The sequence below is a fragment of the Geodermatophilus sp. Leaf369 genome, assembly GCF_001424455.1.
GTDB lineage: Bacteria > Actinomycetota > Actinomycetes > Mycobacteriales > Geodermatophilaceae > Klenkia.
On record NZ_LMQA01000001.1, the window covers coordinates 1,178,514 to 1,189,862 of the forward strand.

The following is an 11,349-nucleotide window of genomic DNA, read 5'->3' on the forward strand; positions in this document are numbered from 1 at the left end:
GCGAGGCGACGGCCCGGGGCTGCTCAGTCCTCGACGTCGGCGGTGAGCAGGGCCAGCACCTGCTCGACCGAGGTGACCGCGCGCAGCTCGGCGGCCTTCTCCGGGTCGACCAGCACCTGGGCCAGCGCGGCCAGCACCGGCAGGTGCCCGTCGCCGACGGCGGCGATGCCGATGACCACCTCGGCCCGCCCGTTGCCCCAGTCGACCCCGGCCGGGTAGCGGGTGACGGTGAGCGCGTCGCCGAGCACCGACTCCCGGCCGGCGTTCGTGCCGTGCGGGATGGCCACCCCCTCGCCCATGTACGTCGAGATCGACTCCTCCCGCTCGAGCATGGAGGCGACGTAGTCGGCGGTGACCGCGCCGGCGGCGACCAGGAGCTCACCGGCCTGCCGGACGGCCTCGGTCTTGTCGGCCGCCACCCCGTCGAGCACGATCCGGCTCGGGTCCAGGAGGCCGGCGACCAGACCGTCAGCCATCGATGGTCGACCCGCCCTGGATGGCCTCGACCAGACCGTCCACGGCGGGGTCGCCCACGAACAGGGTGAAGGGGACGACCGGCTTGTCGCCGGCGTAGCGACGGGCACGGTCCACGAGCTTGGCGTGGGTGAGCACGACGTCGGCGTCGGTGGGGATCGCGTCGACCGGGCTGTGCACGACCGTGACGTCGTCGCTCTTGAGGCGCTTCTTCAGCTGGTTGGCCAGCAGCACGCTGCTGCCCATCCCCGCGTCGCACGCGATGACCAGCTTGCGGACGTCCTTGCCTTCGATGCTCGCCATGGTGTTCGCGCTCCTGCGGTAGGGGGCGGTGCGGGACGGTGAGGGCGAGCCTGCCACCGCCGACGGGTCGGTGGCCGCCCGGGAGTCAGACCCTGTGCACCCGGGGGCCGGCATCGGCGAGCTCGGCAGCGGTGCGCTCGTCCAGACCGGTGTCGGTGATGAGCAGGTCGACGGCGTCCAGGTCGCCGAAGTGGGCGAAGTGGTCGTGCCCGACCTTGCTGTGGTCGGCGAGCAGCACCACCCGGCGGGACGCCCCGATCATTGCGGTCTTGATCGCGGCCTCGGCGGGATCGGGGGTGGTGAGGCCGCGCTCGACCGAGACGCCGTTGGTGGCCAGCAGGGCGAGGTCGACGTAGACGCCGGCCAGGGCCGACAGCGCCCACGCGTCCACGCTGGCCAGCGTGCGGGACCGGACCCGCCCACCGAGCAGCAGCACGTTCAGGGCCGGGAAGGCCGCCAGCTTCCCGGCCAGTTGCAGCGAGTTGGTGACGACGGTGAGCTCGCGGTCGGTCGGCATGTGGTCGGCCAGCCGCGCCGTGGTGGTGCCCGCGTCGATGAGGACGGCGCCCTCGTCGGGGAGCTCGGCGATCGCGGCCTTGGCGATCCGCTCCTTCTCCGCGGTCAGGACGACGTCGCGGGCGGCCACCGCGGGTTCGAAGCCGAGACGCTCGACCGGGATCGCGCCACCGTGCACCCGCCGGAGGACGCCGACCCGCTCCAGCGCCGTCAGGTCCTTGCGGATGGTCTCCGGTGCCACGTCCAGTTCTGCGGCCAGCTCGGCCACCTCGACCCGTCCGACCGACCGGGCCGCCCGCAGGATGTGCTCCTGCCGTTCCTCCGCGTACACGTGACGCCCCTCACTCTGCTGTGGGGGACCTGTCTACGTGTCCCAAGCGGGCGAGGTCAAGCGTGACCGGAGCGAAACGGTCATCGCCCTCGTGAGGTGGCCGCCGGGGACCCCGGGGCACAGGTCGGTCGTGCGCGACGGAGTGGGTGATGGGGCTGTCGTGGGCCCTGGGACCACTGAGGCGCGACCTGGACAACTCTGCACAGTCACCCGCGTCCGTGTTCGTTCCGAAACGGCAGGGACACGGCTCTACGCGATCCGGAACGAGCAGTTCCTGCTCCTAGCTTTTCCACATCCGCACTCCACGCACACCCCACTCCCCGGGAGCTCCCATGGCGCGTCAGCGCGCAGCAGCAACGGCCGGCCTGCTGGCAGCCGGCTCCATCGCCCTCCCCTTCGTCTTCGCCACCCCCGCGATGGCCGCCCCCGGGCAGACCTTCAGCGGCACCGCGTCCTCCAACTTCCTGGCCGTCGGCGCCGCCCCGACCGCGGGCATCACCGAGCTCCTCGCGGCCCTCACCGTCGCCGACCCGACCGGCACCCTCACCGGGACCGTCGCCGACCTGGTCGACTCGGTCGGCCTGGCCGCCGGTGTCGAGCTGGGCAACGCCACGGCAGCGGCCAACGCCCCCGAGGTCGACCCGCAGACCGCCAGCGCGACGGCCAGCAACCTCGCGGCCGCCCTGGAGCTCGACCAGGCCAGCACCGGCCTCACCGCCCTGGACGCCGGCCAGGTCGCTCCCCCCGACAACGCCGCCCCCGACACCGCCAGCGCCACGGTCGACCTCGGCCCGGTCCTGACCGCCGGCCTGGTGACCAACACCGCCGGCGCCCGGGCGCTCGGCGCGGACAACTGCCCGGTCGCCGACGCCCCCCTCGGGCTCGGCAGCAGCGTGCTGACCGACGTCTCCCTGCTGGACTTCGCCGGCACCGGCCTCGTCACGACCGACGAGGTCACCTCCACCTCGTCGGTGGCCCTCGTCGCGGCCGGCCAGCCGGGCCTGAGCACGCAGTCGACCGCCACCCTGGACGTCGCCGGGCTGACCCTGTTCGGCGGCACCGACGCCGAGACGGTCATCGACCTGACCGGCGGGCAGCTGACCGCCCTGGTGCCGGACGCCACCGGAGCAGCCGTCCTCGACTACACCGCCCCCACGGGCACCATCACCACCCCCGGCGGTGGCGGCGCGGTCGCCCTCCCCGAGGGCAGCAGCGACACCGTCTACCTGCCGCTGACCCCGGCCGGGGAGACCGGACCCAGCCTGGCGCTGACCTACGTCTTCAACACCATCACCGACGCCGACGTCCAGGCCGGTGTCGTCGACGCCTCGATCCTGGGCCTGACCCTGGCCGTGGACCTGGACGGCACCGGAGCCGTCACGGCCCCGGTGGACCTCGTGGACCTGGGCATCGGCGCCCTCGGGGTCGACGCGACGAACATCGCCGGCGGCATCACCTGCGGCACGCCCCCGGTCACCCCGCCGGTCACGCCCCCCGGCACCACGACCCCGGTCGTGAACCCGATCGCCGGCGGCCCCGCCCGCCCGGCCGCGCTGGCCAACACCGGCGCGGAGCCCCTGCCGATGCTGGGCCTCGGCCTGGGTCTGCTGGCCGTCGGTGGCGCCGCCCTGGGCGCCGGCCCGCTGCGTCGCCGGATGAACAGCACCCCCTCCGCCTGACCCCGGAGGACTCACCGCACCACCGCACCACCGCACCACCGCACGGGAGGCGGGGCCGTTCCGGGAGACCGGGGCGGCCCCGCTGCCGTCGTCCGCACAGCACCGCCCCGGGCGGCGCACAGACGCCTACCGTGGGCGCGTGCCGAACCGCCGTCCCCCCGTGCTGCGGTGGCTCTGGTACGCCATGGGCGGTGGCCTCCCGCGGGCGTACTCCCGCTGGGTGCTCGAGGACACGACCCGCCGCAGCTGGCCGGTCCGGCACCTGGCGCGCGCCCTGGTCCAGATGAGCCCGGTGCTGCTGGTGTGCCTGGTCGCCGTGCCCGTGGTGCCCTTCGCGTTCCGCGCCGCCGCGGCCGGCGGCGGGGTGTTCCTGGGCCTGCTGTTCTCCGCGGCCTACATGACCGAGACCACCGAGCACCGTGCGGTGAAGGCCGGCTGGCCGCCCGGGACGACGGCCCGGGTCCGCGCCGAGCGGGCCGCCCGTGATGAGGTCGAACGGCACGCCCGCTACCGCCGCGACGGCGCCGGCAGCTACGACTGACCGGTCCGCACGACCCCCGGAGACCCCGTGACCTGCCTGTCCCGCCGCGCCCTGTTCGCCGCCACCGGTTCGGCGGCCGCGCTGGTGTCGCTCACCGCCTGCGCCGGTGAGCCCGTGCGCACCTCCGACGCCACGGCACCGGGGGACGTCGTCCTGCCGGTCGCCGACCTCCCGGTGGGCGGCGCCGTCGAGCTGGACGTCGACGGCCGGCGGACGCTGGTCACCCGGCCGGCCGAGGACGACGTCCGGGGGTGGGACGCCGAGTGCCCGCACCAGGGCTGCGCGGTGCGGGCACTCGCCGACGGCGGTCTGGGCTGTCCGTGCCACGGCTCGGCCTTCGACCCGGCGACCGGGGACGTGCTGGACGGCCCGGCCGAGGAGGGCCTCACCCCGGTGGCGCTGGCCGTCCGGGGCTCGGACGTCGTCCTCGGCTGAGGATCAGTCCTCGACGCGGAAGCCGATCTTCATCGTCACCTGGAAGTACTGCACCTGACCCTCGGACACCATGCCGCGGATCTCCGAGGTCTGGAACCACTCGATGTTGCGGACGGTCTCCGAGGCCTTGGCCACCGCCGTGCGGATGGCGTCGTCGACGCTGGTGGTGCTGCTGCCGACGATCTCGCTCAGCCGGTACACGTGGTCGCTCACGACGGTCTCCTCGCTCAGGGCCGCCGGGGACCCGGCGGGACTGGGCACGACCCTGGCACGGGACCCGGGGGTCCGCCGGGTGGGGAGGGAGCCCCGTGTCCGGATTGAACGGACGACCTTCCGCTTACAAGGCGGGTGCTCTACCACTGAGCTAACGGGGCGTGCTGCGCCGAGCAGGTTACCGGGGCAGCATCCCCGGCATGACCGCCACCGACACACCCACCGAGCCGACGACACACCCGACCGTGGCGGTGCTGGGCACCGGCGTGATGGGGGCCGGCATGGTCCGGTCGCTGCGCCGGGCCGGCCTCCCGGTGCGCGCCTGGAACCGCGATGCCGCCAAGGCCCGCGCGCTCACCGACTCCGGCGCCCTCGCCCTGGACACCCCGGCCGAGGCCGTCGCCGGTGCCGACGTCGTCCTCACCATGCTCTTCGACGCCGACTCCACCCTGGCCGTCGTGCGCGAGGCCGCACCCCCGGCCGGCACCGTCTGGCTGCAGACCACCACCGTCGGCGTCGAGGGCGCGGCGCGCACGATCGCGCTGGCCGACGAGCTCGGCCTGGTGCTCGTCGACTCCCCCGTGCTCGGCACCCGCAAGCCCGCGGAGGACGGCGCCCTGGTGATGCTGGCCAGCGGACCGCGCGAGCAGGTGGAGCCGCTCCTCGCCCCGGTGCTGGACGCGGTCGGCAGCCGCACGCAGTGGGTCGGCGAGGCCGGCCGCGGCAGCGCGCTGAAGCTGGTCGCCAACGCCTGGGTGCTCTCGGTGATCGCCGGCATCGCGCAGTCGGTCGCACTGGCCGAGGGGCTGGGTCTGGACGCCGAGGACTTCCTGGCCGCGATCGACGGCGGTGCGATGGACACCCCCTACGCCCGGATGAAGGCCCCGCAGATGGTGGCCGGGGAGTTCCCGGTGAGCTTTGCGCTGGCCGGGGCCATCAAGGACGCCGGTCTCATCGTCGAGGCGCTGCGCTCGGCCGGGGTGAGCGACCGGCTGGCCGCAGCGGTGCTGGAGACCATGACCGTCGCGGCCGACCGCGTGGGCGACCCCTCCGGCGTCGACATGGGCGCGCTGTACGCAGGGCTCACGACTCAGGGCTGAGGCGCGTCGCCCCGCACCCAGGACGCGGGGTCGCTGTCCACCCGGGCCCCGTCGGCCAGCCAGCGGGCGAAGCCGGCGGGGTCACGTCGTTCCAGCTCGTCGAGGGTGTCCTGCCGCCGTCGGACGACGTGCTGGCGCGTCCCCGGCTCCAGCTCGGCACCCAGTGCGCCCGCGGTGCGCAGCCACTCCCGGCCCAGGGCGTCGGTGCTGAGCTCGGCCACCGGGGCCAGCACCGGGGACCCCGGCACCGCGGGGCCGGGCACAGCCCGACCCCCTCGGGTCCGCAGGGCGAAGGTCGTCAGGCCGGCCAGCGCGACCGCCACCAGCACCCCGGCCAGGCCCCCCACCAGCACCGCGACGACCAGCGACAGGGCCGCCAGGACCACCACACCCGGGGCACCCGGCCCACGACCCACGAGACCACGGGCGGACACGACGCCTCCTGGTGCACGGTCGGGGTGGAGCGGGACGTGCGGCGTTCGCACCGGGGGCCCCGGTCGGATGTCCGGCGTGCAGGGACCTCACAGCCCACGTGCAGCGCGCGCAGAGTCGGCCCGGGCACCGTCGTCACCACGAGCGGAGAACACCTCCGCGACGGTGGGAGGACAGCAGTGAACGAGCAGAACCGCCCGGCCGACGAGACCGGGCAGAACACCGGCCGGTACCCGACGCAGGGCCTGCCGCCCCAGCAGCCCTACGGCGCCCCCTCGCCGCACGTGCCACCGCACCAGGGGTGGACCGGGCAGCCGCAGCCCGCCGTCCCCTCGTACGCGACCGCGGGCCCGGGCCTCCCCCCGGTCTTCGTGCCCCCGCAGCCGGCCCGGCGCACCGGGCGCTGGCGGATCGGGGTCGCCGGGCTCGTCGCCGGCGCGCTGATCGGTGGCGGCGCCGGGGCCGGGGTGGTCAGCCTGGTCGGCTCGGACTCCTCGGCCACCACCCCGGCCGCCTCGGCGCAGAGCGTGGTGATCACCGACCCGCAGGACGCGACGTCGGCCACCGCGGCAGCGGCCAAGGCCGCCCCCAGCGTGGTGACGATCTACGTCTCGGGCAGCAGCGAGTCCGGATCCGGCTCGGGCGTCGTCCTGACGAAGGACGGCTACGTGCTGACCAACAACCACGTGGTGACGCTGGACAGCAGCACCTCCACCGCCACGGTCCAGGTGCGGACGGCGGACGGCACCCTCTACGACGCCTCCGTCGTGGGCACCGACCCCAGCTCCGACCTCGCGGTGGTCAAGCTGTCCGACGCCAGCGGTCTGACCCCGGCCACGTTCGCCGACTCCGACGACGTCCAGGTCGGTGACCTCGCGGTGGCGATCGGTGCACCGCTGGGCCTGTCCAACACCGTCACCGACGGCATCATCAGCGCCACCGACCGGGCCGTCGCCACCGGGTCGGACACCGAGCAGACGGTCATCGACGCCCTGCAGACCGACGCCGCGATCAACCCGGGCAACTCCGGCGGCGCGCTGGTGGACGCCGCCGGCGAGGTGGTCGGCATCAACACCGCGATCGCCTCGGTCGCCGCCGCCTCGGTGCCGGGGCAGGAGGCCGGCCAGAGCGGCAACATCGGCGTCGGGTTCGCCATCCCCTCCAACACCGCCAAGCGGGTGGCCGAGGAGATCGTCGAGAACGGCAGCGCCAGCCACGCGCTGCTCGGGGTCAGCGCCCAGACCGCCTCCGGGGACTCCCAGGTCGGCGAGGGCGCCCAGGTCTCCCAGGTGCAGTCCGGCGGCCCGGCCGCCGCGGCCGGTCTCCAGGCCGGGGACGTGATCACCGCGGTCGGTGACCGGGCGATCACCACCTCCACCGAGCTCACCGCCGCGGTGCGCAGCTCCTCGCCCGGCGAGAAGGTCACCCTGACCGTCCGCCGCGGGGACAGCACCAGCACCGTCGACGTCACGTTGGGCACCGCCACCAGCTGAGGCCGACGACGGACGACCCGGCACTCCACCCGGAGTGCCGGGTCGTCGCACGTCCGGGCCCTCCTAGGCTGGTCCGGTGTCGGCACCCCGGACGTCCCTCCCCCTGACCGGGGCGCTCGACGACCCCGCCCGGGCCCGCGACCTGCAGAAGATGAAGCGGCTGGCGACCGGGCTCTTCGTGCTCGCCGCGGTGGTCTTCCTGGTCTGCGTGCTGTTCGGGGGCGACCGCACCTGGGTCGGCTACGTCCGGGCCACCGCCGAGGCGTCCATGGTCGGGGCGCTGGCCGACTGGTTCGCCGTCACCGCGCTCTTCCGGCACCCGCTGCGGCTGCCGATCCCGCACACCGCGATCATCCCGCGCAAGAAGGACCAGATCGGGGAGAGCCTCGGCGCCTTCGTCCAGGAGAACTTCCTGACCCGCGCGGTGGTCGACGAGCGGCTCGCCGCCGTCGACGTGCCCGGGAGGATCGGGGACTTCCTGGCGGCTCCGGGCCGGGCCGAACGCCTGGCCGGGGACGCCGGCGTCGCGCTCGGGGCACTGGGCGACCTCCTGAAGGACGACGACCTGCAGCCCGCCGTCGCCGCGCTGGTCGACCGCAAGCTCCGGGACACCCCGGCCGCCCCGGCGCTGGCTCGGGCGATCGAGCTGGTCATCGAGGGCGACCGGCACCAGGAGGTGCTCAGCGCCGGGCTGAAGGCGCTGGCCGCCTTCCTCGAGGAGAACCAGGCGGTGTTCCGCGCCCAGCTCGGGGACGCCTCGCCCAGCTGGGTGCCGATCTGGGTCGACGACCGGCTCTTCGACAAGGTGTTCACCCTGCTCCAGGGCTTCTTCGCCGAGGTGGGCGAGGACCCCCGGCACGAGCTGCGTCGCTCCTACGACCAGCGGCTGCGCACCTACGTGCACGACCTGCGCACCGACCCGGCCACCGCCGCCCGGGTCGAGGAGCTCAAGGCCGAGCTGGTCGACCACCCCGCCGTCCGCACCTGGTCGGGGTCGCTGTGGACCACCGCGAAGAACGCCGTGCTCGCCGCGGCCGCCGACCCCGACTCCGAGTTGCGCGTCCGGATCGCCGGGCTCATCCGGCAGGGTGCGGTGCTCCTGCAGACCGACCCCACCACCCGCGACCTGGTGCAGACCCAGACCCGGCGGGCCGCCGGCTACGTCGTCGACCGGTTCGCCGGGGACCTCGCCGAGCTGGTCAGCAGCACCGTGGCCCGCTGGGACACCGAGGAGACCAGCCGCCGGATCGAGCTGCAGGTCGGTCGGGACCTGCAGTGGATCCGGGTGAACGGCACCGTGGTGGGCGGCCTGGCCGGGCTGGTCATCTACTCGGTGGCCCAACTGCTGGGCTGACCTGCACCGACCCCGGCTGCGACGCCGGGTGACCCCGGTTACTGTCGCGGGCATGGCTCAGGTCGCCTACGTGCAGGCATCCCGCATCTACCCCGGCTCCGACACCCCCGCGGTGGACGCGCTGGACCTCGAGGTCGCCGACGGGGAGTTCCTCGTCCTCGTCGGCCCGTCCGGCTCGGGGAAGTCCACCGCGCTGCGGATGCTGGCCGGGCTGGAGGACGTCGACGCCGGCGAGATCCGGATCGACGGCCGCGACGTCTCCGACGCCGCCCCCAAGGACCGCGACATCGCCATGGTCTTCCAGAACTACGCGCTCTACCCGCACATGACGGTCGGGGAGAACATGGGCTTCGCGCTCAAGCTGGCCGGGACCCCCAAGGCCGAGATCAAGGACCGGGTGGCCAAGGCCGCCGGGATGCTCGACCTCACCGCCTACCTCGACCGCAAGCCCAAGGCGCTCTCCGGTGGCCAGCGGCAGCGCGTCGCGATGGGCCGGGCCATCGTCCGCTCGCCCCGGGTGTTCCTCATGGACGAGCCGCTGTCGAACCTCGACGCCAAGCTGCGCGTGCAGACCCGATCGGAGATCGCGAACCTGCAGCGCGAGCTGAACACCACCACGCTCTACGTCACCCACGACCAGACCGAGGCCATGACCATGGGCCACCGGGTGGCGGTGCTGAAGGACGGGCTGCTCCAGCAGGTGGCCACCCCGCGCGAGCTCTACGACACCCCGGCCAACGTGTTCGTCGCCGGGTTCATCGGCTCCCCCGCGATGAACATCCTCACCGCCCCGGTCACCGCCGACGGCGTCACCGTCGGCGGGCTGACCGTCCCGGTCCCCCGCGAGGCCCTCACCGGGGTCACCGACACCGTCACCATCGGCATCCGGCCGGAGTCCTTCGAGCTGTCGAGCTCCCCCACCGGCCTGCAGCTCGACGTCCGGCTGGTCGAGGAGCTCGGCGCCGACGCCTACCTGCACGGCACCGTGCGGCACGGCGGCGAGGCCCAGCAGATGGTCGTGCGGGTCGACGGGCGCACGCCCCCGGTCATGGGCTCGACGGTCGACCTGTCGGTCCGCCCCGGCGAGCAGCACCTGTTCCACCCGGAGGACGGCCGGCGGCTCGCCACCTGATCAGGCCGGCGGTCCGTCGAGGGTGAACCCGGCCCACTCGAAGCCGGGGCTCACCACACAGCTGACCAGCACCTCGCCGTCCACCGGCTCTGCCCGCTGACGCACGCCCGCCGGCACGAGTGCCTGGACGTGCTCCGGGCCGAGCTCGACGACGTCGTCCCCGACCTGCAGCCGCAGCCGGCCGGGGCCGTGCCAGAGCCACAGCTCGTCGGCGTCGACGGTGTGCCAGGCCGAGGACTCCCCGGTGGCCAGCAGGAACAGGATCGCCGTGGCCCGCGGCCGACCGTCGTCGGCCGCGGGCGCGGTCCAGGTGCGGCGGAACGAGCCACCCTCGGGGTGGGGCTCGAGTCCGAGCCGTTCCGCCGTGCCCGGCATCAGCGGCGGGCCGAGGCCGCCGCGTAGAGCGCGATGCCGGCCGCGACGCTGACGTTCAGCGACTCGGTGTCCTTGGAGATCGGGATGCTCAGCACGACGTCGCAGCGCTCGCGCACCAGCCGGGAGAGGCCCGCGCCCTCGGCGCCGACGACCAGCGCGATCGGGTCGGCCAGACCGTCGTAGTCGTGCAGGCTCATGTCGCCGTCGGCAGCCAGCCCGACGGTCTGCAACCCGGCCTCCTGGTACCCCTGCACCGCGCGGGCGAGGTTCACCGCGCGGGCGACCCGGATCCGGGCCGCGGCACCGGCGCTGGTGCGCCAGGCCGAGGCGGTCATGCCGACCGCGCGACGCTGCGGGACGACGACGCCGTGCGAGCCGAAGGCCGCGGCCGACCGGACGACGGCACCCAGGTTGCGCGGGTCGGTGATCCCGTCCAGGGCGACGATCAGCGGCGGCCGCTGGCTGTCCCGGGCGATGTCGAGCAGGTCCTCGGGGTGGGCGTACTCGTAGGGCGGGACCATCAGCCCGATGCCCTGGTGCAGCGCGCCGTCGCTCATCCGGTCGAACTCGGCCTTGCCCACCTCGAGCAGCGGCAGCCCGCGGTCGGCCGAGAGCTGCACGGCCTCGGCGATCCGCTCGTCGGTGCCGCCGCGGCTGGTGTCGCCGGTGACCACGTAGAGCGCGGTCGCCGGGATCCTGGCGCGCAACGCCTCCACGACGGGGTTGCGCCCGAGCAGCAGCTCGGGGGTCTCCTCGTTGCGGCGCTGCACCCGGGCCCGGCCCTCGCGGCGGACCTGCACCTGCTTGGCCCGCTTGTGCGCCGGGTGGTAGGGCCGGTCCTCGGCCTTGGGGGTGGCCCCCCGGCCGGCCAGGGACCGGCGGTTCTTCCCGCCGGTGCCCCCGGTCGCCGTCTTCTTGCCGGCGCCTGCCGACCGTCCGCGTCGTTGGCTGTTGCCCGCCATCAGCGGGTC

At 74.5% G+C, this 11,349-nt stretch carries 14 protein-coding genes and 1 tRNA gene; 7 read left to right on the top strand and 8 right to left on the bottom strand.

All coding sequences use genetic code 11. The annotated features are described in order from the left end of the window. Positions 1-23: 23 nt before the first annotated feature. The 3 genes from ASG36_RS05835 to ASG36_RS05845 form a co-directional block, all read right to left on the bottom strand. Entirely contained in the window at positions 24-476 is a 453-nt protein-coding gene (locus ASG36_RS05835) for a PTS sugar transporter subunit IIA (protein WP_055760595.1), read from the bottom strand. Then, positions 469-777 carry a PTS lactose transporter subunit IIB gene (locus ASG36_RS05840; protein WP_055760599.1) on the bottom strand — a complete coding sequence of 103 codons (309 nt, stop codon included), beginning with the start codon at positions 775-777 and terminating at the stop codon, positions 469-471. Before ASG36_RS05840 ends, ASG36_RS05835 begins: the two co-directional genes overlap by 8 nt. An 85-nt stretch (positions 778-862) precedes the next feature. Beyond that, entirely contained in the window at positions 863-1,624 is a 762-nt protein-coding gene (locus tag ASG36_RS05845; RefSeq protein WP_055760602.1) for a DeoR/GlpR family DNA-binding transcription regulator, read from the bottom strand. A 332-nt stretch (positions 1,625-1,956) separates the two neighbouring features. Here ASG36_RS05845 and ASG36_RS05850 point away from each other — a divergent pair, with 332 nt between their 5' ends. The 3 genes from ASG36_RS05850 to ASG36_RS05860 all read left to right on the top strand — a co-directional run bounded on the left by ASG36_RS05850 (position 1,957) and on the right by ASG36_RS05860 (position 4,279). Then, complete coding sequence (locus ASG36_RS05850; RefSeq protein WP_055760605.1) at positions 1,957-3,303, top strand: hypothetical protein; 1,347 nt, start codon at positions 1,957-1,959, stop codon at positions 3,301-3,303. 139 nt (positions 3,304-3,442) lie between these two features. After that, a complete protein-coding gene (locus ASG36_RS05855) occupies positions 3,443-3,844 on the top strand; it encodes a DUF5313 family protein (RefSeq protein ID WP_235494620.1) in 402 nt (133 codons plus the stop codon). A gap of 27 nt (positions 3,845-3,871) precedes the next feature. Then, complete coding sequence (locus tag ASG36_RS05860) at positions 3,872-4,279, top strand: Rieske (2Fe-2S) protein (protein ID WP_055760612.1); 408 nt, start codon at positions 3,872-3,874, stop codon at positions 4,277-4,279. A 3-nt stretch (positions 4,280-4,282) separates the two neighbouring features. Here the strand turns inward: ASG36_RS05860 and ASG36_RS05865 are convergent, their stop codons facing one another. Both ASG36_RS05865 and ASG36_RS05870 read right to left on the bottom strand, forming a co-directional pair. Next, on the bottom strand, positions 4,283-4,492 hold the full coding sequence (locus tag ASG36_RS05865) for a dodecin (protein WP_055760614.1): 210 nt from the start codon (positions 4,490-4,492) through the stop codon (positions 4,283-4,285). Positions 4,493-4,581: 89 nt separating this feature from the next. Next, positions 4,582-4,653: transfer RNA gene (locus tag ASG36_RS05870), tRNA-Thr, on the bottom strand. A 39-nt stretch (positions 4,654-4,692) separates the two neighbouring features. Here ASG36_RS05870 and ASG36_RS05875 point away from each other — a divergent pair. After that, a complete protein-coding gene (locus tag ASG36_RS05875; protein ID WP_055760618.1) occupies positions 4,693-5,592 on the top strand; it encodes an NAD(P)-dependent oxidoreductase in 900 nt (299 codons plus the stop codon). Here ASG36_RS05875 and ASG36_RS05880 read toward each other — a convergent pair. Next, on the bottom strand, positions 5,583-6,026 hold the full coding sequence (locus ASG36_RS05880) for a hypothetical protein (RefSeq protein WP_157498580.1): 444 nt from the start codon (positions 6,024-6,026) through the stop codon (positions 5,583-5,585). The genes ASG36_RS05875 and ASG36_RS05880 overlap by 10 nt on opposite strands. Before the next feature lie 177 nt (positions 6,027-6,203). Here ASG36_RS05880 and ASG36_RS05885 point away from each other — a divergent pair, with 177 nt between their 5' ends. The 3 genes from ASG36_RS05885 (at position 6,204) to ASG36_RS05895 (ending at position 10,003) form a co-directional block, all read left to right on the top strand. Continuing rightward, complete coding sequence (locus tag ASG36_RS05885; RefSeq protein WP_082522806.1) at positions 6,204-7,517, top strand: S1C family serine protease; 1,314 nt, start codon at positions 6,204-6,206, stop codon at positions 7,515-7,517. Positions 7,518-7,593: 76 nt separating this feature from the next. Further along, positions 7,594-8,871: a DUF445 domain-containing protein gene (locus tag ASG36_RS05890; protein WP_055760624.1), complete on the top strand. Its 1,278-nt coding sequence runs from the start codon at positions 7,594-7,596 to the stop codon at positions 8,869-8,871. A 52-nt stretch (positions 8,872-8,923) separates the two neighbouring features. Then, the gene (locus tag ASG36_RS05895) at positions 8,924-10,003 is read left to right on the top strand and encodes an ABC transporter ATP-binding protein (protein ID WP_055760628.1); all 1,080 of its coding nucleotides are present in this window, start codon (positions 8,924-8,926) and stop codon (positions 10,001-10,003) included. On the opposite strand, the gene ASG36_RS05900 is transcribed toward ASG36_RS05895, so the two are convergent. Continuing rightward, positions 10,004-10,378: a cupin domain-containing protein gene (locus tag ASG36_RS05900; RefSeq protein WP_055760631.1), complete on the bottom strand. Its 375-nt coding sequence runs from the start codon at positions 10,376-10,378 to the stop codon at positions 10,004-10,006. Then, positions 10,378-11,340: a 23S rRNA (guanosine(2251)-2'-O)-methyltransferase RlmB gene (gene rlmB, locus ASG36_RS05905; RefSeq protein WP_055760634.1), complete on the bottom strand. Its 963-nt coding sequence runs from the start codon at positions 11,338-11,340 to the stop codon at positions 10,378-10,380. Before rlmB ends, ASG36_RS05900 begins: the two co-directional genes overlap by 1 nt. Between the last annotated feature and the right edge of the window lie 9 nt (positions 11,341-11,349).

What these genes read in the sequence shown, in the direction of transcription:
- ASG36_RS05875 (WP_055760618.1), top strand. Translation starts at nt 4,693, where the DNA reads ATGACCGCCACCGACACACCCACCGAGCCGACGACACACCCGACCGTG.
- ASG36_RS05850 (WP_055760605.1), top strand. Translation starts at nt 1,957, where the DNA reads ATGGCGCGTCAGCGCGCAGCAGCAACGGCCGGCCTGCTGGCAGCCGGC.
- ASG36_RS05895 (WP_055760628.1), top strand. Translation starts at nt 8,924, where the DNA reads ATGGCTCAGGTCGCCTACGTGCAGGCATCCCGCATCTACCCCGGCTCC.
- ASG36_RS05840 (WP_055760599.1), bottom strand. Translation starts at nt 777, where the DNA reads ATGGCGAGCATCGAAGGCAAGGACGTCCGCAAGCTGGTCATCGCGTGC.
- ASG36_RS05835 (WP_055760595.1), bottom strand. Translation starts at nt 476, where the DNA reads ATGGCTGACGGTCTGGTCGCCGGCCTCCTGGACCCGAGCCGGATCGTG.
- rlmB (WP_055760634.1), bottom strand. Translation starts at nt 11,340, where the DNA reads ATGGCGGGCAACAGCCAACGACGCGGACGGTCGGCAGGCGCCGGCAAG.
- ASG36_RS05900 (WP_055760631.1), bottom strand. Translation starts at nt 10,378, where the DNA reads ATGCCGGGCACGGCGGAACGGCTCGGACTCGAGCCCCACCCCGAGGGT.